This is a genomic window from Acidovorax sp. Root267, from assembly GCF_001429215.1.
Lineage (GTDB): Bacteria > Pseudomonadota > Gammaproteobacteria > Burkholderiales > Burkholderiaceae_C > Acidovorax > Acidovorax radicis.
In genome coordinates, this window is sequence record NZ_LMJC01000004.1 from 69,287 (window position 1) to 89,964 (window position 20,678).

At 63.9% G+C, this 20,678-nt stretch carries 37 protein-coding genes; 7 read left to right on the forward strand and 30 right to left on the reverse strand.

Annotated elements, in window-relative coordinates; genetic code table 11:
* Positions 1–222: 222 nt before the first annotated feature.
* The 13 genes from ASE39_RS06225 to ASE39_RS06270 all read right to left on the reverse strand — a co-directional run bounded on the left by ASE39_RS06225 (position 223) and on the right by ASE39_RS06270 (position 5,505).
* Entirely contained in the window at positions 223–480 is a 258-nt protein-coding gene (locus tag ASE39_RS06225) for an AlpA family phage regulatory protein (protein ID WP_057270565.1), read from the reverse strand.
* Positions 480–1,139 carry a hypothetical protein gene (locus ASE39_RS06230; RefSeq protein ID WP_057270566.1) on the reverse strand — a complete coding sequence of 220 codons (660 nt, stop codon included), beginning with the start codon at positions 1,137–1,139 and terminating at the stop codon, positions 480–482. The genes ASE39_RS06225 and ASE39_RS06230 overlap by 1 nt, the downstream gene beginning before the upstream one ends.
* A 23-nt stretch (positions 1,140–1,162) precedes the next feature.
* The gene (locus ASE39_RS06235; protein ID WP_057270567.1) at positions 1,163–1,423 is read right to left on the reverse strand and encodes a hypothetical protein; all 261 of its coding nucleotides are present in this window, start codon (positions 1,421–1,423) and stop codon (positions 1,163–1,165) included.
* Positions 1,420–1,659 (reverse strand): hypothetical protein, encoded by a 240-nt coding sequence (locus ASE39_RS06240; RefSeq protein ID WP_057270568.1) that lies wholly within the window; start codon positions 1,657–1,659, stop codon positions 1,420–1,422. The genes ASE39_RS06235 and ASE39_RS06240 overlap by 4 nt, the downstream gene beginning before the upstream one ends.
* Entirely contained in the window at positions 1,656–1,859 is a 204-nt protein-coding gene (locus ASE39_RS06245) for a hypothetical protein (protein ID WP_057270569.1), read from the reverse strand. The genes ASE39_RS06240 and ASE39_RS06245 overlap by 4 nt, the downstream gene beginning before the upstream one ends.
* Positions 1,856–2,080 carry a hypothetical protein gene (locus ASE39_RS06250; protein WP_140426693.1) on the reverse strand — a complete coding sequence of 75 codons (225 nt, stop codon included), beginning with the start codon at positions 2,078–2,080 and terminating at the stop codon, positions 1,856–1,858. Before ASE39_RS06250 ends, ASE39_RS06245 begins: the two co-directional genes overlap by 4 nt.
* A 21-nt stretch (positions 2,081–2,101) precedes the next feature.
* Positions 2,102–3,976: a replication endonuclease gene (locus ASE39_RS06255; RefSeq protein WP_057270571.1), complete on the reverse strand. Its 1,875-nt coding sequence runs from the start codon at positions 3,974–3,976 to the stop codon at positions 2,102–2,104.
* A complete protein-coding gene (locus ASE39_RS06260; RefSeq protein WP_140426694.1) occupies positions 3,976–4,314 on the reverse strand; it encodes a hypothetical protein in 339 nt (112 codons plus the stop codon). The genes ASE39_RS06255 and ASE39_RS06260 overlap by 1 nt, the downstream gene beginning before the upstream one ends.
* Positions 4,315–4,316: 2 nt before the next feature.
* Positions 4,317–4,457: a hypothetical protein gene (locus ASE39_RS26860; protein WP_199864250.1), complete on the reverse strand. Its 141-nt coding sequence runs from the start codon at positions 4,455–4,457 to the stop codon at positions 4,317–4,319.
* A gap of 11 nt (positions 4,458–4,468) precedes the next feature.
* A complete protein-coding gene (locus ASE39_RS26735; protein WP_158004240.1) occupies positions 4,469–4,624 on the reverse strand; it encodes a hypothetical protein in 156 nt (51 codons plus the stop codon).
* A gap of 89 nt (positions 4,625–4,713) precedes the next feature.
* Positions 4,714–5,031: an ogr/Delta-like zinc finger family protein gene (locus ASE39_RS06265; RefSeq protein WP_050812561.1), complete on the reverse strand. Its 318-nt coding sequence runs from the start codon at positions 5,029–5,031 to the stop codon at positions 4,714–4,716.
* Positions 5,022–5,261, reverse strand: a complete 240-nt coding sequence (locus ASE39_RS26265) for a hypothetical protein (RefSeq protein WP_140426695.1) — start codon at positions 5,259–5,261, stop codon at positions 5,022–5,024. Before ASE39_RS26265 ends, ASE39_RS06265 begins: the two co-directional genes overlap by 10 nt.
* 13 nt (positions 5,262–5,274) lie before the next feature.
* Positions 5,275–5,505 (reverse strand): hypothetical protein, encoded by a 231-nt coding sequence (locus ASE39_RS06270; protein ID WP_140426696.1) that lies wholly within the window; start codon positions 5,503–5,505, stop codon positions 5,275–5,277.
* A gap of 36 nt (positions 5,506–5,541) precedes the next feature.
* Here ASE39_RS06270 and ASE39_RS06275 point away from each other — a divergent pair, with 36 nt between their 5' ends.
* The 7 genes from ASE39_RS06275 (at position 5,542) to ASE39_RS06305 (ending at position 8,576) form a co-directional block, all read left to right on the forward strand.
* Entirely contained in the window at positions 5,542–5,760 is a 219-nt protein-coding gene (locus ASE39_RS06275; RefSeq protein ID WP_057270574.1) for a hypothetical protein, read from the forward strand.
* A gap of 34 nt (positions 5,761–5,794) precedes the next feature.
* Positions 5,795–5,980 carry a hypothetical protein gene (locus tag ASE39_RS06280; RefSeq protein ID WP_140426697.1) on the forward strand — a complete coding sequence of 62 codons (186 nt, stop codon included), beginning with the start codon at positions 5,795–5,797 and terminating at the stop codon, positions 5,978–5,980.
* Positions 5,981–6,075: 95 nt separating this feature from the next.
* The gene (locus ASE39_RS06285; RefSeq protein ID WP_057270576.1) at positions 6,076–6,348 is read left to right on the forward strand and encodes a hypothetical protein; all 273 of its coding nucleotides are present in this window, start codon (positions 6,076–6,078) and stop codon (positions 6,346–6,348) included.
* 210 nt (positions 6,349–6,558) lie between these two features.
* The gene (locus ASE39_RS06290) at positions 6,559–6,999 is read left to right on the forward strand and encodes a helix-turn-helix transcriptional regulator (RefSeq protein WP_057270577.1); all 441 of its coding nucleotides are present in this window, start codon (positions 6,559–6,561) and stop codon (positions 6,997–6,999) included.
* 5 nt (positions 7,000–7,004) lie between these two features.
* Positions 7,005–7,259 (forward strand): hypothetical protein, encoded by a 255-nt coding sequence (locus tag ASE39_RS06295; protein ID WP_010465919.1) that lies wholly within the window; start codon positions 7,005–7,007, stop codon positions 7,257–7,259.
* Positions 7,256–7,681: a hypothetical protein gene (locus ASE39_RS26965; RefSeq protein ID WP_140426698.1), complete on the forward strand. Its 426-nt coding sequence runs from the start codon at positions 7,256–7,258 to the stop codon at positions 7,679–7,681. Before ASE39_RS06295 ends, ASE39_RS26965 begins: the two co-directional genes overlap by 4 nt.
* 610 nt (positions 7,682–8,291) lie before the next feature.
* Entirely contained in the window at positions 8,292–8,576 is a 285-nt protein-coding gene (locus ASE39_RS06305; RefSeq protein ID WP_010465915.1) for a hypothetical protein, read from the forward strand.
* 483 nt (positions 8,577–9,059) lie between these two features.
* On the opposite strand, the gene ASE39_RS06315 is transcribed toward ASE39_RS06305, so the two are convergent.
* From ASE39_RS06315 to ASE39_RS06390, 17 genes are all read right to left on the reverse strand, one after another.
* Positions 9,060–9,503 (reverse strand): DUF2442 domain-containing protein, encoded by a 444-nt coding sequence (locus ASE39_RS06315; protein WP_010465910.1) that lies wholly within the window; start codon positions 9,501–9,503, stop codon positions 9,060–9,062.
* On the reverse strand, positions 9,500–9,730 hold the full coding sequence (locus tag ASE39_RS06320; RefSeq protein ID WP_029414279.1) for a DUF4160 domain-containing protein: 231 nt from the start codon (positions 9,728–9,730) through the stop codon (positions 9,500–9,502). The genes ASE39_RS06315 and ASE39_RS06320 overlap by 4 nt, the downstream gene beginning before the upstream one ends.
* Before the next feature lie 53 nt (positions 9,731–9,783).
* On the reverse strand, positions 9,784–9,975 hold the full coding sequence (locus ASE39_RS06325) for a hypothetical protein (protein WP_010465906.1): 192 nt from the start codon (positions 9,973–9,975) through the stop codon (positions 9,784–9,786).
* Between the two features lie 38 nt (positions 9,976–10,013).
* Positions 10,014–10,256 carry a hypothetical protein gene (locus ASE39_RS06330; protein WP_010465903.1) on the reverse strand — a complete coding sequence of 81 codons (243 nt, stop codon included), beginning with the start codon at positions 10,254–10,256 and terminating at the stop codon, positions 10,014–10,016.
* A gap of 87 nt (positions 10,257–10,343) precedes the next feature.
* Entirely contained in the window at positions 10,344–11,207 is an 864-nt protein-coding gene (locus ASE39_RS06335; protein WP_158004241.1) for a hypothetical protein, read from the reverse strand.
* Between the two features lie 70 nt (positions 11,208–11,277).
* Positions 11,278–12,306 carry a contractile injection system protein, VgrG/Pvc8 family gene (locus ASE39_RS06340; RefSeq protein ID WP_057270579.1) on the reverse strand — a complete coding sequence of 343 codons (1,029 nt, stop codon included), beginning with the start codon at positions 12,304–12,306 and terminating at the stop codon, positions 11,278–11,280.
* Positions 12,306–12,749 carry a phage tail protein gene (locus ASE39_RS06345; protein WP_057270580.1) on the reverse strand — a complete coding sequence of 148 codons (444 nt, stop codon included), beginning with the start codon at positions 12,747–12,749 and terminating at the stop codon, positions 12,306–12,308. The genes ASE39_RS06340 and ASE39_RS06345 overlap by 1 nt, the downstream gene beginning before the upstream one ends.
* Positions 12,750–12,763: 14 nt before the next feature.
* Positions 12,764–15,241, reverse strand: a complete 2,478-nt coding sequence (locus tag ASE39_RS06350) for a phage tail tape measure protein (RefSeq protein WP_057270581.1) — start codon at positions 15,239–15,241, stop codon at positions 12,764–12,766.
* A gap of 33 nt (positions 15,242–15,274) precedes the next feature.
* Positions 15,275–15,454 carry a hypothetical protein gene (locus tag ASE39_RS06355; protein WP_057270582.1) on the reverse strand — a complete coding sequence of 60 codons (180 nt, stop codon included), beginning with the start codon at positions 15,452–15,454 and terminating at the stop codon, positions 15,275–15,277.
* Between the two features lie 39 nt (positions 15,455–15,493).
* Positions 15,494–15,610, reverse strand: coding sequence for a GpE family phage tail protein (locus tag ASE39_RS25680; RefSeq protein ID WP_082615345.1), 117 nt, complete (start codon positions 15,608–15,610; stop codon positions 15,494–15,496).
* Positions 15,611–15,618: 8 nt separating this feature from the next.
* Positions 15,619–15,921 carry a phage tail assembly protein gene (locus ASE39_RS06360; RefSeq protein ID WP_199864248.1) on the reverse strand — a complete coding sequence of 101 codons (303 nt, stop codon included), beginning with the start codon at positions 15,919–15,921 and terminating at the stop codon, positions 15,619–15,621.
* A 157-nt stretch (positions 15,922–16,078) separates the two neighbouring features.
* On the reverse strand, positions 16,079–16,588 hold the full coding sequence (locus ASE39_RS06365; protein ID WP_057270583.1) for a phage major tail tube protein: 510 nt from the start codon (positions 16,586–16,588) through the stop codon (positions 16,079–16,081).
* 39 nt (positions 16,589–16,627) lie between these two features.
* Positions 16,628–17,824: a phage tail sheath protein gene (locus ASE39_RS06370; protein WP_057270584.1), complete on the reverse strand. Its 1,197-nt coding sequence runs from the start codon at positions 17,822–17,824 to the stop codon at positions 16,628–16,630.
* 38 nt (positions 17,825–17,862) lie between these two features.
* Positions 17,863–18,615 carry a hypothetical protein gene (locus tag ASE39_RS06375; protein ID WP_057270585.1) on the reverse strand — a complete coding sequence of 251 codons (753 nt, stop codon included), beginning with the start codon at positions 18,613–18,615 and terminating at the stop codon, positions 17,863–17,865.
* Positions 18,612–19,283 carry a hypothetical protein gene (locus ASE39_RS06380; protein ID WP_057270586.1) on the reverse strand — a complete coding sequence of 224 codons (672 nt, stop codon included), beginning with the start codon at positions 19,281–19,283 and terminating at the stop codon, positions 18,612–18,614. The genes ASE39_RS06375 and ASE39_RS06380 overlap by 4 nt, the downstream gene beginning before the upstream one ends.
* A 17-nt stretch (positions 19,284–19,300) precedes the next feature.
* Entirely contained in the window at positions 19,301–20,005 is a 705-nt protein-coding gene (locus tag ASE39_RS06385) for a hypothetical protein (protein WP_082615347.1), read from the reverse strand.
* Positions 19,998–20,642, reverse strand: a complete 645-nt coding sequence (locus ASE39_RS06390) for a hypothetical protein (protein WP_057270588.1) — start codon at positions 20,640–20,642, stop codon at positions 19,998–20,000. The genes ASE39_RS06385 and ASE39_RS06390 overlap by 8 nt, the downstream gene beginning before the upstream one ends.
* Positions 20,643–20,678: the final 36 nt, after the last annotated feature.

A 20,678-nucleotide genomic window follows, 5' to 3' on the forward strand; every position in this document is an offset into this window, starting at 1 on the left:
CACCTTTCGAGCCACATTTTTGTCCATATCTCTGACCCGAACCTTTCCCTGCGACGGGGTGTGACGATTGTTGACAAACTTCGTTGCGTGGCGAGTACGGATGACGTCGTTTTCGAAGCCCCGGATCCATTGCGCATTCGTCGTCTGAAAATGTACGCGCCTCGCGGTAGAGGACATGGTGACAGCGATCATGCGGCAAGTGGAACGCGTCGACGGAGTTGCTTACTGCAAGAAACTTCGGCTCTGCACAAGGCGGGCCACGAGCACCTTGATTTCTTCGGTATCGCTCCCCTTGATGATTGCATCGTTACACGCCTGAACCTCATTGGCCGGCCAAGCCGAGGCTCGGGCCCCCAACTTGATGGGGGGCGTAAACAAACCATCCTTGATGCGTTCATACAAGGTGGTTCGACCCACCCCTGTAGCCTCCAGCACGCTTGGCAGTCGCAACAGCGGTACAACTTTTTGAATGGCTTGCATCACTCAGCCTCCGCCACCAGTCGCTGGTAGGGCGCCAGCACCAGCACTTCAAGAAAGTCGATGCATTCCACGACGGCAGCAGCCAGCCCTTCCAGCGAGCCAGTGTTCTCAATGTCCGCATGCGACTTGATCGTGAGCCCTGGAGCGCCGTCTGCGGGCTGCGCTGGCGCGGCGGCCAGGTCGATGCGATGGACGCGCACCACCTTCGCTCCCAGCCGGCGCAGCATGGTTTCTTGCGCCGTGGTGGCCAGGTCAGGCACAACGATGCGGGACCAGCCGCAGCCCACCAACCGCCCGATCTGGCGCTCAACCTGCCGGCAGTAGAAATCGGGGATGAACCGGCAACGGAACTCCCCCCAGCGCTGCATTGCCCATGCCGGGGTGCGCGGCGGCGGCAGCGTCTCGCCGCCATCAGTAAGCCAGAGCATGAAAGCGGGGTCGCTGCACACGCCGGCCGCCAAAGCATTCAGCGGGGTGTTGCGCAGTCGAGGTTCCGACAGCAGACGCACGTCCAGGCGCCAGGCCTGGGCCACGTCGCGCTGCACGGCCTCCGTGAACGACACGGCCGCGAAGCCTTGGCCGGGGGCCAGCATCGACGCGATGGTTTTTTTGCCGGTGGCCGGCTTGCCTGTCAGGGCGACTATCAGTGGTTGTTTCATGGGTTTCCTCGGGTTCATGTGAATCAGTCGTCGATGTCGCCAGCTGCTGCGCGCTTGCGGTCAAAGCAGGGCGGGCGCAGGGAAATCGGCCGTGCGGGCGGTGAGCGGGCCGCTGCCTTCTCTGTGGCGATGCGTGTCATGAAAGTGGCCTGCAGCCGCACCAGACGCATGCGCACCGGGTCGGCCATCACGGCGCCGTAGTCGGCGGGCCATTCGCGGCAAGCCGGCAGGTGGGCCAGGGCCTGCCAAGCGGCGCGCATGGCTTCGACGGGTGGCAGCGTCATGCGGCGCCCCAGGTGTCAATGTGCATGTGCGCGGCAGCAGGGCCGCACGCTTCCACGCAGCTGCGCGCCGTGGCCACCGGCTGTGTGCCGAAGACCTCGCGCACGGCCGGCGCGTTGCAGTGGCGCACTCCGTTGCGGTCCACACCGTGGCTGCACAGAGCGCAACCACGCAGAGGGGGCACCAGCAGGGCCAGGGCTTGCAGGTTCATGGCCTGGGCCTCGCGGGTGTCCGTCACTGCACCGGGTGGCGCGGAATAGACCGGTGCTGCGCTTGGGCGCAGGCGTCGGCCCGGTTGCGCATCACCCCGACCGGCTGCACGCCGTGGGTGGCCACCAGCGCCGGGCAGTGGCACAGCAGCTGCTGGGCAGATGGGCGCCCATGGCTGCAATGCAGGCAAATCGCGGGAGTCCATTGCGCTTGTTCCTTGGGCGTCATGCACTGCGGCGGCCGGCGCGCTGGGGCAGCGTCACCACGGTGGCGCCCTCGGGCTCAAGTTCCAGCGTTTGCTGGGCGGACTGGGCTTCCTGCTGCGCCCTGGCCAGGGCGCGGCGGGCGCGCTTGAACGTGTCCGCGATGTTGGTGTGGTCCCTATCGACGTAGCGGAACTTCGGATTTGCGAGGCCGCCCAGCGTGGGCATGGTCAGTTTTGCGGGCACGGTCATACCTCCTGCAGTGGTTCAGGGTTGAAAAAACTCGGGGGAAGGGTGGGCAGCTGGCCGGTGGGGTGGCTGCTGCGGTTCGGCTGGCGTTGTCCAGTCTTCGATTTCGTGGCGCCCTCGGCCTAAAAAGGCCCGGCGCAGCTCGCCGGTCAGGCGTGCTCTACAGTTATTGAAACAAGTCCAAGGCGCCGACTTCGCGGCGCGGGACTCGGGGTCCTGGCGGCCATCGGCTACCCGGTTCCACGACTGGCGGCGCGAGATCAGCCACCGGCCCGACTGCAGCGCCAGGCCCACGGTCACCTTCTTTTCCACGTCCTCGCCGTAGCGGTTCGTGGTCTGGGTTTCGCGGTGCGCCACTGTCATGGCCCACTCGCCGCGCTTGCGGCATGGGCCACCCATCAGCTCCATGAACCGGCGCCAATCGGCCTTGATGGAGCCCACCTTGTGCACGGCCCCATAGATGCGCCAGGCGATGGTGTCGCCCTCGATGCGGGCTTGTTCCACCTGATCGTGTGTAACCCGGCGCATTTCACGCCAGGCCACCACGCTGGGCTGGCCGATTGGCTGGAATTGGCGAATGCCCCAGGTCGCGGCCCAGGCATCCACCCGCACATAGCCGGGCACATCGCCCGCATCCACATCGAACAGCTGGCCCTGCGCGTGGCCCTCGCCCTGGCCGTCCAGATGGTTGATCTGGTACGACCCGCCCACGTTCTTGGCCACGTATTTGGCGATGTAGGCAGCTGCGCCGCCAGCATCCAGCCACTTCACGTTCACCCGGTTCTTGCGGGCGCCTGGCTGGCGCGTCTGCAGGTGCGCGCGGGTCTTCTTGCACTTCACCTCGGGGAACTCGTCGTCCTCGGGCTTGAGCCAGTGCTGGCGGATGATGACCGACGCCAGCCGCGCTTCTTCGCGAGATTGGAACCAGAAAAGCGAATGCCAGTGTGGGCATCCATCGTGGTGCGGTTCGGCCACGCGAAAGCCGTAGAACCGAACGCCCGCCTTGTCCAGCGCTGCGCGGGCATCGGCCCACCGCTTGCACAACCAGGCCTGCCCCTCACGCGGGCTTGATCCGTCATATTTAGGGTTCTTGCGCGATGGCAGGCGCGTACCCTTTGGGGGCGCCAGCATGGCGTGGAACCGGCTTGGCAACGTCTGCGTAAAGAACAGGCCCACATGGCCCGCCGCGTCGGCGTATTCCTCGCAGCCGCGAATGCGCACCATCAGCTCGCCCCGCCGCACGTCGCGGTCAGACACGCCAAGCTTGGCCAGCTCGCCCAGGCGGTACACCTGCCCAGCCTCATTGCGCACCAAGGTGTTTTCCATCATGGCCGCAGCGCGGGCCAGCTGCTGCTGGCGGTTCTCCACCGCCGCGTTGCTGCAGTAGCCACCCTTCTGGTGGTTCACCACACCCAGCTTGATGGAGCCCAGCTCGCGCACACGCGCTACCCGCTGGCGCAGGCGCTTGCGCCAGAAGGCCGCGTCCTGCCCCTTGCCAATCAAGCCCTTGGTGGTGTCAGCCTCTGGCGGGTCCACGTCCATCAGCTTGCAAGACGTGCGCACCAGCACCACCTGCTCGGCCTCGGTCAGCGGCTCGGGCCAAAGGTCCATCAGGCGCGCAACCCCACCGGCCACTGCATCCGCCCATTCGCAAATGTCCGAATCGCTCATGCTCAAGCGCAGTGCATCGCCGTGCTCGGCCTTGAAGGCCTGCAGGCGCTCCAGCCAGGCACTGTTGCGCTGCCATACAGGGGTGTCAGGTGGCGAGCGGCGCAGCTCGGCTACACCATCGGCCCATTGCGTGGGCAGGGTGGCCGTGAGTTTGGCGGCCAGCGTGTTGGCCTGCCACCGCTCAACGGTGTGCCAGTCTTGGTACTGATTGCGCTTGGCCATCACCACCGCCCCGTCAGTGCATGCAGGCGGCTGAATTCGCGCCGCGCAAACCGGGCCTCGGCTTTCAAGGCCACGCGCTCGGGCTCTGGCAGCTCGCGCCAGTGGCGCTGCGCCAGCGCGCCCAAGTCACCGTCCACACCGGCCAGCAACATCAACGCCATGCGGTGCGTTTCAGCCAGGCGCGCCCACTCGCGGGACTCCGCGTCTGACCACCGCTTCTGGCTGGCCACTTTCACAAACTCATCACGCAGGGATCCATTGCCCACCCCGAACAGGCGTGCGTAGTGCACCTGTGCAATGGGTGAATGCAGCGGCTCGGGGCGCATAGCCTCAGACATGCTCAGCGGCCCCCAACCTCGCGCACCGCCGCGATGTACCAGGCATCGCCGTACAGCCGCTCAACCCAGGCCACAGCCCCGGCGCGGTTCAACGCCTGCACACGCATGCGGCGGCGGCGGTGGTGCACGTCTATGTGCGTCACGCGGTAGCAGCTCATGGGGCAACCCCCGCCAGCGCGGCCACGATGGCCGCCAGGCCTACCACCATCAAAGCAATGGCCAGCCAAAGCAAAGGGGCAGCACCCATGGCCACGCCCGGCACAGCCACGGCGAATGCCAGCAGGGTTACGCGAAAGGCAATCAAACGCATGGCAACTCCAAAAAACACAAGGCGAACGAATCCCCGCGAGGCCCCCAAAGGGGCACCGTCAGACGTTTGGAAAAGGGAGGGGGAGGGCGCTACCCGGCGGCGGGCATCGCTGCGAAAAGGTCGCCGGTCACAAAGCCACCATGGCGCGGCTGATAGTCCGCCGATGGCATCGACTGCAGCTGCTGCTGCAGCAAGGCACGCTTGATGTGGGATGACATGGGCAGCACCACCGTGGGGTCTGGCGTTGCGCTGGGGGAAATCGTGCGGTTGATTTCAGTCACGGCGCTGAACACGTGGCCGCATTCGTAGTTGCGGCAGTAGAAGATCGTCTCGCGGCTGGTGTTGGTCAGCTGGCCAGAATGCCGCGTGTAGGCGTTCTGTTTGCAGTGCGGGCACATCATTCGCATGGGTTGCTGTCCTCGATAGCTGCAGTGGGCGTGACGTAGTGCGCACAAACGGCCTTTGGCTCTGCGCTCGCTTGCGCGAAGGTCAGCACAATGGCATCAAAGAGATTGGCGCCACGTTGGGCGGGCAGCTGGCTTTGCTGCAGGTTCTTCGCCATTGGGGCGACGCCCTTGCGGGCAAAGGTCAGGCCCAGTCGGCGCGCTCTCAGGATGATGACGGGGTGGCTTGGCACAGCGCGGCGGCTTTCAGGCGTTGGCGGCAAGGGCAGCGCGGCGGCGTTTGTGCTCTGCCACCCCCAGGCGGTAGGCATGCAGCGCAAAGCTACTGGCGCTGCGGCTTTCCTCGCCAGCCAGCTGGAACGCTTCGTCGCGCTCGGCTTGTGTCAGGCGCAGCGCTATGGGCTTGTCATGCACCAGGCGTTCGGCCGCCAGGGCGGGGCCTGGGGCGGGCTGGCGGGCAGCGGGCGGGGTGGTCAAGGATGTGAACATAGTTAAACCACAAAGGAAGAACCCATGGAACAAGTGAACTGGGAGATTTTTCGCGCTGCGGTGGATGTGACCTCGCGGCACCTGGCCCCCGACCACACACTGGGCAGGGCGGCGGTTACCCGGTACCAAAAAGAGATCATCAAGACGTACCGCATGCTGCTGGAGACTGCGGCGGGCATTGAGCAGGGGATGCAAGGGTCGGAGACTCGCCACCTTGGTCCGTTACCCGATCCATCAACGTGATACGGCGCTGCACCTCGGCGTGGAACAGGCCCTCATGCCAGCCATAGTCCACCATGCGCAAGCCCAGCTGGGCACCTGGCACCAGCACCTGCAACTGGCTCCGCAAGGCACTGGCCAGCGCTGCGCAAATGGCGGGCAGCGCCCCGTTTTCATGGCCTGGCGCATTGCCGCCTTTGAACTGGACGTGAAAGGCTACATGGCCCCAATGCGCAGAGTCTAAGGACATTGGCTGTACGTCGATCTTTGGCGCGGCGGAGGCAGTTGAAAGCGATGTGTTCATAGTAAAAAAGCCAAGTTGGTTAAAGAGGGATTCCGATGCAACCTGAATTGATGGGCCCGCCAGAAAACAAACCCATGGAAGTGGCCAAGCCGATCACGACGCTGTCTTTCGTGCAGGACTCGTCGTTCCACATGGTGCTGACGGTGCAAGACCCGGAAGGGGGCAACCTGCGGGAGTTGCCGCTGGTGATCGTTCCGCATGCCATTGCGTGGGAACTGCACAACCACCTGGGCCAGTACCTTGTTCGCCAGCAGGTGTACGACAAAGAGTTTCGAGATCAGCCAGATGAATTACCCGGCTGTGGGTAACCACCTTGGTTCGCTGGTTCGTATCCCCCGGCTCGGGCGTGCGGTGGTACCCGCACACCACGCCCAGGGCGGTCACAGGGCCAGCACCGTTCGTGCGGTTCGCTGGAACGACTTCGAGGAACAGTCGTGGCGTGGTGTGCATGTACTATCTGGAGTGAATTGGTTACAACGTAAGACGTATTTTGCACGGAAATCTGTGCATGTCAACAAATGAATACAGAAATCCGTGCATCAATGGGCACAAGGCTTCGGCTGGAACGTGAGCGCTTGAAGTTGAACCAGCCTGAAATGGCCGCTCTTGGCGATGTGAAACCGCGCACCTATCAGGACTGGGAGCGCGGTATTGCAGCTGTAAGTGCCGAGTTCTTGGCAGTTGTTGCGGCCCACGGTGTAGACGTTGGCTACATCGTCACAGGCCAGAGTCGGGGCGGGTCCGATGGCGAACTATCCGAAGCGGAGTCCACCCTGCTGACGCGCTGGCGTAGCGGGAGCCCAGTCTTGCGCGGTTACCTGCAGGAAGTGGGGCAGGGGCCTGCCTCGGGCGGCAATACCGTCACCATCGGCGGCGACGTGGGCCAGCAGGTTAATGGTGATCAGGTCGTTTCCGGGCCGATGACATTCACCGTTGGCGGTAAGCAAAAGAGGAACTGATCGTCATGGCCACAAATACTGACGACGTGACGCTACGCACGCTGTCCAGCGCCCTTGCCACCCTGTCGCTGGCTCAGGCCTTCATGCTCGATGAGCTTCAGAAACTATCGCCTGAAGGGGCGAAGCGAGTCGCTGACTCGCTGCGAAGCTATGCAATACACGTAGAAGAGCGCAATGGCCCCCAGTCCATTGATGCCGCAACTACGCGCGTGACAGTGGCAATGCTCACCCGCCAAGTAGATGAGGACTTCACCGAATGAGCAACGTTTTCGACGGAGTTGACCTGTTCAGCAAGCAGTTGCGAACCGGTGGTCAGCCCCCAGATAATGGGGATATGGAACGCGTTGCCAAACTCGAAGAAGCTGTAGCGGGGATTCGATCTGCCATTGCGGAACTCCCCACAAGGGCCGATATGGCCGAGTTGCGCGCGGACATTGCAAAGAGCCAGGCGGACATGCACAAGGCCATCGCCGACAACCACCGATGGACCCACGGCGCTTTGGTTGGGATTGCCACCATTGGCGTGGTTGGCGTCATCGGGGTGATGGGCGCTATCTGGAACGCGGGCAAGCCCAGCGCACCCGCCCAAGCTGCCACACCGGCGCCGATCATCATCACCATTCCCCAGGGCTATGAGCGCGGCAATGCTGCGCCCGCGCCGGCTGCACCTGCAAAGCCCTGACCGAACGCCGCCCGGCCTGGGTGAAATTGCGGGACCTCAACAGCGACGGGGCTTCTCACGCCGCACTGCGAGTGCAGCATGTAAAAATTTGTTCCTGTACATCAACAACAAGGAACAACGTGCAGGGACAAGGGAAGGTAGTGATAGGCCACGATGCTGGCCAGGTGGTTGCAGGCAACGCAGTGACCCACATCGACAGATACGTATCAAACGTAAGCCACGGCCCCATCGCCGTGGCTTTTTTTTGGGCTCCGTCAGCGCGGTGTTGGCATCGGTCTGTATGGCGGCAGTGCTCGACGCTGACACCACGCGAAGCTCTGCAGCGCCCGAACTGCCATCTGCGTGCCATTACCAGGGCGGCACGTATTCAGCAGGCGCCGTGCTGCGCATGGGCCGGATAGAAAAAGTGTGCGTGTTGTCTGACGGCCTGCCAACATGGGTGCGGGGATAGTTCAGCTGGTGCACGCCTATTGCCACAACGGAGGCGGTACCTATTCGGCGAGTGCAATGCTTCGCATGGACCGAATAGGAAAAATGTGCAAAATCTTCTACGGGCTACCAACATAGGTGCGTACATAGTGCGCTGGCATTAAGGGGGTAAGAAGGCACGATGGATTCATACAGCGCGCAATTGATTGAAGAAATTAAGCGTTCGTTCTCAATGGTGCGCAACAGCGCTACTTGGGCAGAATTTTCTGCAGCCCACCAGCTCATCCGCCAGGAACAGCCCGAACCCGGTACCGCAGTGACTTATGCGAGCGTGTATCACGGCATAAAGATGACCGCGACCTACACAACGAAACCATCGACAACGGGCCACCTGATCACGCTGCAGCTCTTCGCACCCGGAGCCCAAAGCCCGCGCGAAATGATGGTCATGTACACCGCAGATTGAACTGCAATTGTGGGCTTGCTGCTGCTCTGCTTTCCAGTTCAAACCGGCGACGAGGCGCTCCACTTTTCAATGCATCTTCAATACGTCTTCCACCAAAAGCCGTAAGAGTTTCTCTCGCATTTCGTCCTCTGAGTCGGTGACAACGAGAGCGACGTCCGTAACATCGCCCCACGCCACCACTATAGGGAGGCCCCTAAAGTTGACATCGGTTTGCTGTAATAGATGCGTGAGAGCCACGATGTGCGCATAGGCCTCATCGGGTACCGTCTCAGCAAGGGTGATGTTGATGCACATAGCTGATCTAGGTTGCAAGTCGCTGTGTAGAACAGCGAGTTGACCCCGTTCAAGGGTCATCAAACAATCAGTAGATTGCGCCCGTTTTGATCGCTTTGCTGTAAGCAGTTGTTTCGTTCTGGGGCACAAGCATTCGGCTTGGTGGGGCGTTTTGGAGGGCACAGCGCAGCGTGTAAGGGCCGCCCGAATCTATGCGGCCAAACGCTGCTCAGCCTCCCAGCCAAGGCACGCAAGCGCCACCGTGCGCGGCACGGGCTTTTCCCCGCTGCGGTAGTAGGCGAGCATCCGGCGCGAGAGGCCCAGCGCGTCGGCGGCTGTGTCCAGCGTCATGCCGTGGCGGGCCATCCAGTTCAATATGACCTCATGCGAATAGCCACCCGCCTGCTCAACGGCGCGGGCGCGCAGGTTGTCGGCGGCCAGCTCCAGGGCATCGGTGCCCCACGTCACACTGCCGCCCCATTCGCCCAGCTTAGCGCGTTTGAACACGGCGGGCGCGGCCAGCTCGCGCAGGGTAGGGTGGCGCTTGATGATGGGTTTCACGTCCACCTGCAGCTGCTCGCCATCGGCAAAGGTCAGCGCCAGCACGCCATCGGCCAGGGCCTTTACGGCCGTCAGGGTGAATTGCTTGCTCATGGGTTCAGTTCCTTCCATTTGGCCATCAACAGGCCTTGGTTTACCGCAGCCCATGCCAGGGCGTCGGATAGTTCGCGCTTTGAAATCCGCGTGGTCAGCGGCTCCAGCGTTGCGATTTCCACCAGGGCTTCGCGGCCGTCATTCAGGCGCACATGAAAGTGTGGCGGCAGGTGGTCTGCTGCGTACATCGTGACGGTAGAGGACGCGAGGCGGGCTAGTGTTGGCATGCTCCAATCATAGTGCAACTGTTGCACTAGTGCAATAGTTGCACCGTACTTTCTCATGGATTGCGTTCAACCCACTGTGCACCCTCACGCTCCAGCCGCGACAGCCTGGCCGCCAGGTCATGTGCGGGCACCCCGCGCGCAGCCTCCGTAGCAGCGAACTTGCCATAGGTGGCGGCGATGTGGCGCACCCCGCCCGAAGTGGTGAACTCGGCCCCGCTGCTGTGTTGCAGGTTGCCGGTAGGCAACCGGGACCACTCCCGGTGCCAATGCTTGTTTTTGCCGCTCAAATCACCACCGTGAACACACGGGCCTCCTTGCTGGGGCGGTTCTCCACCCAGGTTCCCCCGGTGCGAGCGCAGGCGGTCTTGATGCCTTTGCGAAAGTGCGAAGCGCTCCATTTGCAAGTGGTTGCAATCATCACCACGCCAGGCTGCACCGTGATTTCACCTTTCAGGCCCAGCGCCTTGAGGCGGCCCATGGCGTCGGCAAACTTCACGGCCATCAGTTCTTTGAAATTGGTCTGCATTTGAATCTCCTCAGAGAACCCGCATCCGGCGGGCGTCGGCTGCAACCGTTGCGGGTGCATGGCGCTAAGTATAGTGCAACTGTTGCACTATTTCACGGCGGCAACTGCAATGGGCACGCCCACCCGAGCGAGCACGGTTTTGGCGCGGTCAGCATTGAGCCTACGCAACGAATCAGGCCATACCTTTACCGCAAAGGAGTCCCCTTCTCCGCTTACCTGAAAGCCCCTCCAAAACCCTGCCATCGCAGCGTCTCCGGTTATCAGTCCCACGTTCGGAAAATGTTTGAGAGATGTTGCAAGCATCTGAAGGTGGTGGCAGTCGGCTACGGCGTTGTAGGCCATGTCTTCTGGTGTCATATCGCCCTTTTTCTTCTTGATCAGCAGGTTGTAGGCTGAACTCCGTTCTTTCCGGTAGAGGGCGGCAAGGAACGCGACGAATACGAACGAACGCACACCTACTTTGTGCCTCTCGGCAATCGTTAGCAATGCATCTTCTGATGCTCGTTCGTGCCCGGTCTTCACGGTGGTTCTCACCACATCGCTAGCCTCAAGGTAGAAGTTCATCTCGTCAAGCATCGAAGCGCTTGCCGCTTCCAGCTCTCTATGGACGCGCCCCGCATTTTCCGGGCCAAAGGTTGCAACCGTCGCGTGCTTGAAGAACCCCCGAAGTTTCGCCTGGGAGTCCCCGAGGAGTTCGACATACTCCTTGAAGGTGGGCCGCCTACGATGGTCGCCTTCAATATCGGCAAAGACGGAGGTAACGTGGATGCCAGGCTGATCCAAAAAGGATAACCATAGGCGTTGATTTTCGGTTTTTGCATCCGTGCCAACAATGTCCGAGATAACGTTTCGGTCCAGCATGTACATCGTGCATTGCGGGTTTAGCGTGTGCGTGCTCCCACCTGCATAAAGCACGTGTGTGCGCAGGGGAATTGCCAGCTTAAATGTCACGTCGGCGCCTTGGTATGTGGGCATTGGAATAGTTCAGCTGCAAAACTGCATTCTGCCCAGTGGCTCGCGTTCACGTTGCGCGAGTTTCAAGCTCCATGCGAGTGGTCAACCCGCTATCGCCAAGGGCGTTTGTCAGCTTCACGGCCAGCCATGGCGTGTCGTCGATGACTTCTTTGTACCCTCTCAGGTCCACCGGCGTTTGTGGCATCAGGTCGGGGCGCCCGATGGCCAGGGTTAGCTCCATGGTGGCTTTGCCGCGCTCGATACGCCCGCGCTCGGCCCGCGCTGCGGCCATGGCGTCGGCTTCACTGCCGTATGTGTCTTTCAAGCGCTTTTCGTTGTCTTCGGTGCCCACCAGCACGCTGCGTTTTTGCGCTGTGTTCGGATCGTGCCATTGCGCACGCACGCCGCTGTAGGCGTTGCGGTCGGCGCTGTGGTAGCGGTGCTGGTCTCCATCTGCGCGGGTGATTGTGATGCGCTCCAAGTCGTCGCCGTTGGCGGCCTTGGTGCTGCCAATGGGCTTGAAGATCAAGCGCCCTTTTTTGACGGTGGCCACCGCGTCGTGTTTCTTGGCAAGGCGCGTGAGGAAGTGCAGGTCACTCTCGTGCGTCTGGTCGATGTGTTCCACGCGCGTGCTGGCCAGGGTGTCCTCGATGCGGGGCTGCAGCTTGTTGCGCGTGGCAATGTCTCCCACGATATCGCCCAGGGTCTTGCCGTGGTAGCTGCGCTCGGCCCGTGTGCGCAGTTCGCGCCGCATCTCGGCAGAGCGGGCGCGGATGCTGATGGTGTCGGGCGCCCCGGTGTGCTCCACTTCGTCCACCTCGAACTCGCCTTTGTCCTGCATGGGGCTACCTTCCCACCCCAGCATCAGCGCCAGCTTGGCGCCTTTGGCAGGTATGCCCATGCGGCCGTCGCTGTCGTCAATCACCAGGTCGAGCTGGTCGGCTTCATCGCCACGGCTTTCCGTGAGGTTGAGCGACACCAGCCGCGCCTCTACCTTCTTTGAAATATCCCGGCCGTCCACCACCAGCGAGAACGTGGGCGCGCGGTGCAACTGGTCGGCGTTACGAAGGTAGCCCAGATATTCGTAGTAGGCCATCAGAGCCACCACTCCCAATAGTCATCACCCGGCCATGGGTCCACACCGCCCGATGGCTCGGCCCGCTCATCGTCCACGGCCGCCAGCTGCAGGTCGAACTCGATGCGGCGGGCTGCGCCGTTGTCGATCAACACTGTGCGGGTTTCGGTCAGGCTCTCGATGGTCCAGGCGCCGAACACTTCGCCAGCGCCCGACACCAGCGCCCACGCCTTGCCGCTGTCGGCCATCTTGCGCAGTGCATCCAGCGAACGCATGGACCCCGCGAACTCGGGCGCCAGCACTCCCGACAGGTTGATGGTGTCTTCGCCCAGGCCCACAAATTGCCGGGCGGGCCTGGCCCCCACGCGCGAGTTGCTGGGGTGGCGCCAGGCCGTTTGCCTGCGCAGCTGGTCGGTGGGCAGGGTCTGCAGCCCGAAGGTGAACTGCCCCAAAGAAAACAGCATGCGGGGTTCTCCTGTCAATCAATGTCGCTGTATTGCGAAAACACGCGCGAGCTTTTGGCGCGCTCGCGGCGGTCCAGTTCAAACGTCACTGCGCGGGCCACGGCTTTTTCATCCATGCCCGGCGCCGGATTTACGGTGATGTTGTTGGTGGTGGAACTTGCGCCCCCGCCCCGTTGCGGCAGTTTCAGCGGTGGCAGATCCTCTGCAAACCGCAGAGCACCCGGTCCAGCAACCGCTGGCATGGCGGGTAGCCCGGCCGCCAAACCCAAGCCTGCTGCACCGCCCTGGGCGCCTTGTTGCGGCCCAGAGAACATGCGAGCCAGTAAACCGATCATGGGCAAATGCTGGGCCACTTGGATGATCTTGGCCACGATGCCGCCCAGCACTTCGCCCACCAGCTGGCCAGCACTGGCAAACCCGGCAAGCTCTTGCTGAGTGGACTGGATGGGGCCGATCAGTGCGGTGAACCACTGCCATGCCTGGCCCAGCCAGCCCACCAACGTGCTGCCGAACTCCAGCAGGGGCGCCATCTGCGAAAGCACTGGTTCCAGCCCAATGGCCAGGCCGTCCCACACCCCGCCCAAGAAGGCCTTGATAGGACCCCAATACTTGTAGATCAGCAGGGCCGCAGCGGCGATTGCAGCCACCACGGCGATCACTGGGCCACCAGCCGCCAGCATGGCCAGCAGGCCGCCGCGCACGAACACCATGGCAGCCTGGCCAGCGATGCGCAGCCCGCTTGCCAGCGGCCCGGCGGTCACCAGCCCGAGGCGCGCAAAGACAAAGCGCAACAGCATCACCTTGCCCGCGATCAGCGCCAGCGGCACCAGCAGGAACCCCAGCCCGGCAGTGAGTGCAGAGAAAGCCACGACTGCGCCCAGCACCCAGCCCACCAGGGTGGAGTGGTTTTGCACAAAGCGCATGAAGCGCTCGATCAGCGGATTTACCACCTTGAGCAGCTTGAGCAGAGCAGGCGCCAGCGCCTCGCCCACGGTAGCGCTCAGGTTGAACGCCCGGTTCTTCGTCATCTGCCACTGTGCAGACAGCGCGGCATTGCGCGCGGCGGCCTCACGGGCCATGGAGCCCTGGGCCTGCGACCCGTTGGCCAGCGCGCGCTGGCGTGCCAGTTCCTTTGGGTTGGCCGCCAGCTTGGCCAGGGTGTCGGAGTGCTCCTTGCCCACCAGCTCCACCATGACACCCAGGCGCTTTTCTTCGGGCAGCGCGTTGATAGCTTCCAGCACCATCTTGATAGTGCCCATCGCGTCTTTCGTCATGCCCTTTTCCACCTCGTCGGTGGATAGGCCCAGCTCGGCCATGGCGCTGCGGAAACCCTTGGTCCCCTTGGTTGCGGCGGCCAGAGTCTGGACGATGGAGTTTGTAGCCGTGCCCGCCGTTTCGGTGCGCTCGCCCAGCGTCAGCAGGGTGGAGCCCAGCGCCGCATAGTCCCGTGGGTCCATCTTGGCCAGTGCGGCCACACCAGACACGCGGGTCATAAAGTCGATGATGTCTGCGCCCTTGCTGATGGCGTTGTCGTCAAGGAAGTTGATGGAATCGGCCAGGCCCCGAATCTCGGTCAACGGAATGTTGAACGTCTTCGCCACCTTGCCCATGCGCTCGGTGATTTCATCGGGCACCGCGTCAAAGGCGGTGGCCATCTCCGAAGCCATCAGGGTGAATTCCTTGAGCTTGTCGGTGGGCACCTCCATGCGGGCCGATGCCGTCATCATGTTGGTGATTTCGGTGGTGGTCAGCGGAATCTGCCCGCTCAACGCGCGCACGTCGCGCTCCGCCTGGCGGTACACCTCGGTCAGCTGGCCCATTTCATTGCGGGCGCCGGGCACCTGGCGGGCAATGCCCAGCATGGCGTCTTCGTGCTTGGAGTAGTTGGCTACCGGCCCCATGCCAATCTGTACCCCCCGGCGCCCAGCTGCTTGCATGGCCACGCCCGCACCGGCCGCCATGCCGGTGTGCAGCATGGCCTTGGCGTGCTTGTCGCGCAGCTCTTGCAGGTGCCGCTGCTGGGCGGCCAGGCGCTGCAGCTCCACACGCTGCTTTCCCATGGCGGCCGTGGCGCCATCAATATCGGTTTTGAGGCGGGCCTGCGCCGCGCTCAGGTTGCCGGTAACGCCCATGGCGTTGAGTGCGGCGCGGGCCTTGACGGCGGCGGACTTCTGCACTTCCAGGGCCTCGGCCAGTTTGCGCACCCCGCTTTCCTCGCGCTTGATCTGCGCGGCCGTGGCCGTGCCGCTGGCCCGCATGCCATCGAGCAGGGCCTGTTTCATCTTGAGGGCGTTGTTCAACCGGGCCAGCTCGGCCGCGTGCTTTTGCACGTTGCCCACGGCCCCTTGTTGGTCGTTCAGTTCCTTGAGTCTGTCGCGGGCGGCCTTGAGGGCGCGGGCGGTTTCGCCGCTGGCTCCGCTGATGCGCTTCATGGGCGCCAGCACGCGCTCGGCCATGTCCAACACAACGCGCAGGCGCAACTGGTCAGCCATGGCGCACCCCACGGGCGCGCGGGGCGCGAAGGGTCAGCGGGTGGGGGCGGTTTCTGCCAGCAGCGCGTCGATCTCGGCCAGTTCGGCCGCACGCTGGGGTGCCAGCATCGCGTCGCGGTGCAGTATCCAGACGTACACGGGCAGGAACAGCAGCCACAGGCCCGACAGGACCACGGCTGTAAGCAGCGTGTATTTCAGCAGGGCGGAAAGCATGGGTCATTCTTGCACATCCAATGGCGCAGGGGGTGGGGGTCATTCCTGGCTCTCGTAGCGCTCGCGCGCCCGTTCCCGCCAGTCCATCAGCTCGGCCAAGCTCATGGGGTCCATGTCGGCGGGCCGCCAGTGAAACACCAGGGCCAGGTCTGCCATGGCGTTCTCTACGCGGTTTGGAAGCTCTCCCGCTGCGCCTTCGGCACCAAAAAACCGACCACCTCCGAACCTAGCGCCACCAGGTCGGCGGGGTCCATGGCGTCCACCTCTTGCCGCAGCAGGGGCGGCTCGGTCACACGGGGCAGCAACGCCTGCAAGGCCGTCACGTTCATCTGCAGCACCTCCACCAGCGACAGGCCGCGCAGGGCGCCTGCGTTGGGCTTGCGCACCTGAACGTGCGTGATGGTCTGGCCGGTGCGCTGGATGGGCGTATCCAACGCGATGCCCACGGGGGTAGCGGGAGCGGCGATGCCCCCGGCAATCGCGGTGTATGCGGCAGCAGTTTCTGCAACGGCAGTGGCCAGGGTTGCGGCGGTGGTGTTGGAAGTAGTCATGGTGTGAACTCAAAAGACAGGGAGAAGGTGAATGGGCGCGGCCCGCTCGGGGCCGCTGCGGTGGTGCTGGCGGTCAGATGCCCAGGGCGGCGCGCACTTCGGCCAGGCGGTCAACGCCGTTGACCATTTCGACCATGTTCACGGCGTCAATCTCGATCAGCGTTTCGCCGTTAATGGTCAGCTTGTAGTAGCTCAGCGCGGCCTTGTACTTGATGGCCGTGGCTTCGCCCGCCTTGGCGCTACCGGGGTCGATTTCAGAGAACCTGCCGCGCATCACGATTTCGAGCGCGTCCACGTTTTCGCCGTCATCCGCCTGCAGCGCGCCCGAAAAGCGCAGCATCACGCCATCGTGGCGCAGCGTGCCCCAGCTCTTGAACAGGTCGCTCATGTAGCCCGCTGCGGTCAGCTCGGCTTCCATGCCTTCCATGCCGAAGTCGGCTTTCACGGGTGCGTTCATGCCCCCGCTGCGGTAATCGTCCATCTTGCGGGCGAGCTTGGGCAGGGTCACTTCGGGCATTTCGCCCGCGTAGCTGACGCCATCCACAAAGGTGGCAAAGTTTTTGATCTTGCGGGGCAATCCCATGGTGTTCTCCTGTTGTCAATCGGTCGGGGTGGTGAGGCCTTATTCGCCGGTGCCCACGCGCAGGGCGAAGTCGGCAAAGTAGCGGTCGGTGATGCGTTGCTGGAAGGTGAGGTCTTCGAGCGGCGGCACGGGGGTGTAGTCGTAGTCCAACGTGAGCTTGCCGTTCTTGAGGGTGGCCGCTTCGTTGATTTCTTCGTCGTACCAGGCGCTGGCGCCCAGGACGTAGCCCAGGGTTTTCAGCTCGCGGAACTTGGCGTTGATGCCTTCCAGAATGTCTTTCACCAGGCTGGGGTGCATCGGCTTGTCCACCGCCCAGAAGTGGCCCTCGGCCATGGTGTCGGCCAGGATTTGCGCGGTGCGCGTGGCGCTCTCGAAAGCGAACAGTTCGTCGGTGCTGCAGGTGCGAGATCCCCAGAAGCGGAACCCCTGATTGCGGATCAGCGTCGTGATGCCCGCGCCGTTGAGCAGGCCCGCGTCGGTGTCGGGGTTCTGCAAGTCCCAGAACACATCCTTGCTGATGCCCAGCACGCCATTCATCGGCACGTTGGATAGCGTCTTGTGCCAGCCCTGCTCGGCGTCGATCTTGGCGCGCATGCCCATGGCATAGGCCACTGGCGAGGCGTCCACCACAACGCCGGTGCCAGGCGTGGCCACCTTCACGCGGGGCCAGATCAGCATCAGCTCGCGGCCCTCGAAGTTCTGGCGGTAGTCCATCACCTCGGACACGTCTTCACCGTAGCCCTCGGCATAGACGAACGCGCGCAGCTTTTGCGCAACGGCCACCAGGGCGGTGGTCACTGCCTGGGTGTCCAGGTCCGGCGCGCCCAGGATGCGGGGTTGCACGCCCAGCTTGGCCTTTGCGGTCAACAGGGCCTGCATGCCGGTGTACTGCGATCCCACGGCAGTGCCGATGACTTTGCCGTTCTGGTCGGTCAGCTTGGCGGCAGCGTCGGCGCCCTCGCCATCGGCCACGCGCACCACCACGGTGATGGGGCGGGCTTGGTCGCGGATAGCCGTCAGGGCTCCCCGCAGGGTGCCCAGCGTGCCGGCCTTGGCAATGGCGGCGTCCACCTTGGTGACCAGCACCGGGGTGTTGAGGGGGAACGCGGTCGCGTCGGCGTCGCTGGCCGTCACGATCAGGCCCAGTACGGCCGTGGAAATGATGCGAATCGCGCGCTGGCCTTCGTTGATTTCGAGGGTGCGCACGCCGTGGTGATAGTTTGCTGGTGCAGCCATGGGTTCTCCTGTGAGTGATGCAAAAAAAAGGGGTGGGGTCAGGTGGTGCTGGTCGGGGCGTCCTGCCCCTTCCATGACAAAGCGCTGATGGCGATGCACACCACCGGCAGCACGGGGCGGCCCCAGGTGGTGAAGTCCACCTTGTGGCCGTAGTTGGTGCGCAGGCACAGCGGACCAGCCTGGCGCGTGGCGTGCAGCTGATAGGCGCCGTTGTGGTGGCGCAGCACCCAGCCCGCATGTCCGCGCCCGGTGGCCGGGTCGCCCCACACGTCCACGGGCTTGCAGTTGTCTGCGGGGTGGCCCAACTGGATGGCCAGGGCCGATGCACGGTTGCGCAGGCCCAGCCACACCCAACGGGCATAGAAGCTGGTCGGGTGGTGGCCCTTGGCGTAGTAGGCGTCGCCGGGGTAGTCGGCGTCGTCGTAGGAATACACACGCCCATCACCGGACTGCAGGTCGCGCATGTGGTTGATGCGCACCCATGCGGTGCCACGCAGCACGGCCCAGCCGTCGCCGTTGATGGATACATCGTTGTCCCACCAGCGCGCCCACCTCGGCAGGGTCTTGGCCTCGCGCTTGGTGCCCAGCAGGGCGACCGGCACCACCACGGGCGCCAGCAGGTCAACGGGCAGCATGGCCAGGCCGCGCACCGATGCGCGCAGGAACGACAGCGCAGCGGCGCGGCGGTGAGCTGCTGGCACACCTGGCAGCACCAGCACCCACAGCGAGGGCACCAGGCACCACAGGGCGACAGCGGCGGCGACAGACAAAGCAAGGGTGGCGGCGTTCATGCGGTTTCCTCGGGTTGAAGGGGGGCGGTCAGGATTTCGGCGGCGCGGCCGTTGGCCAAGATGCCCGCCAGCTCCAGCGCTTGCACACCTGCGGCCGTGGCCGGGTCATCGAGATTCACGAACGTGGCCAGGGTGAAGCGGCGCATCCAGGCATCCATGGCGGCATTGGCGCGGGCCGCTGCCGTCATGGCTTCCCACTCTGCCGGGGTGAACCGCTGAATGAACTGTTCGTGCGTGAGCAGGCGCGGCGCAGGCACCTGAACCGCGTCAGGCGCCCAGGTGAAGGCCCGCACGGCCGCCGCATCGGTGAGGGCGAGCACGTCCGCTTCGGCCGCGTCGCTGCTGCGGCGCACGGCCTCGCGCTCGGCCAGCACGGTGGCCACGTCCGCCAGCTGCGCCCAGCCCGCTTTCTCGCGTTCTCTCGCACGCTCCAGCTTCCAGTCGGTGCTGGCCAGGTGCGCTGCGGCCTCGGCCTTGATGGCGGCAATGCGGCGGGCCTGCACACCCGCCAGCACCAGCCGCGCCACGCCTGCCTGGGCGTCGTATTCCACGGCCGCCAGGTCTCCGTCGAAGCCCTCGGGCGCGTCCACCAGGTGGTAGCCGTTGGGATCGTCCGGGGTGGTGGTGCCGATGATGGCGCCGTCAATGATGATGAGTTGGGTTTTCATGGGGTGCGGTCGCTTTGCTAAACGATCAGGTAACGGATTTGCGAGGCGCCTGCAGCTGACGTTGTCCTGTGCCCCACGCCCGCAACTCGCACGTACCTGTCAACGTAGGCTGTGCTCGTGGTGGAGTAGGTATCAGCGCCCGCACCCGCGTGTGATGTCGGGCCAGCAGCGGAAATCTTTTGCTGTACCAACACCACGCGGGTGGCGACTGCTACGCCTGGCGGCATGACCAATGCTGTTGCTCCGTTGGTGTGCTCTACTGCCAGCGCGGAGATAGCGTTGCGCCCGTTTGCAGATGCCACCAGCAGGCCCCAGGCGGTTTCGTGGTCGTAGAGCGCGCCACGCGCGGCGCTGCTGGCTAGCAAGGCACCGGCTGCTGTTGCATTGGCCAGTACCGCAGTCATGGCGGTTTTTGAATTGAGCAGGGCGGCGCGGCCGGTGTCGCTGTCGCGCAGGCAGGCCAGTGCCGTGGCACTGCCCACCACTGCCGCCACAACGGCCGCGCTTGAACACACAGCGCTGGCGCCCACCGCCGTGGAAATCAACCTCTGGTAGGCCGCCAGGTTGGCATCGGTCGCCAGCCAGGCTTCCAGCTGGGCCCCGGTGGGGGCCACGGCCGCAAACAGATAGTCCATCGTCACGCCGCCGCTGTAGAGCTGGCGGAACTGGCGGCGCAGCTCGGAAACTTCCCCATAGGTTGGAGCCATGAGTGCGTCAGACATTGGGCACCTCCACCACCGCATAGCCGCTCACTCGGCCCGCGCCGTCATAGGCGTAGGTGGTGGTGCGGGTCTTACCTTCCAGCGTTTCGGCCACGGTGTTGACCCGTCCGGCTGCGGTGTAGGTCAGCACGGTGGAGCGCACGCCCTGCGGCAATGTCTCTGTGATGCCCGACACCCGGCCGTTCCCGTCATAGGTGACGGTGGACGCGCTGGGCCTGGCGGTGGCCAGCGCGATTGCGGCGGCGCGGGCTGCGGCCTCGGCCGTGACTTCCGCAGCTCGCGCCGTGGCTTCGGCCTGCACGGCCAGGGTGATGGCCTCGTTTCGTGCCTGGGCTTCGGCGTCCATGGCATCGCCAATTGCCGAATCCATTTGCGTTTGCGTGGCCAGGTCGCCCACGTTGCCAATGGCTGCTTCCAGTTCGTCGCGACGCTGGCGCAGCTGCATAAGCATGGCGTTCACTTCGGCCATGGACGGCCCCACCAGCGTGTCGATGCGGGCCAGGCCAAACCGGGTCAGTTCATCGACCACGCCCTGCATGTCGGCCCGGCGTTCTTCCAGATCGGCAATGCGCGTATCGATATCACCAAAGACGCCATTGAAGAAGTCCTCGGACAACGGCGTTTGGCCGTCGCGCATCCGATATGCCTCGAATCGTTTTGGCATGTCGGCCCC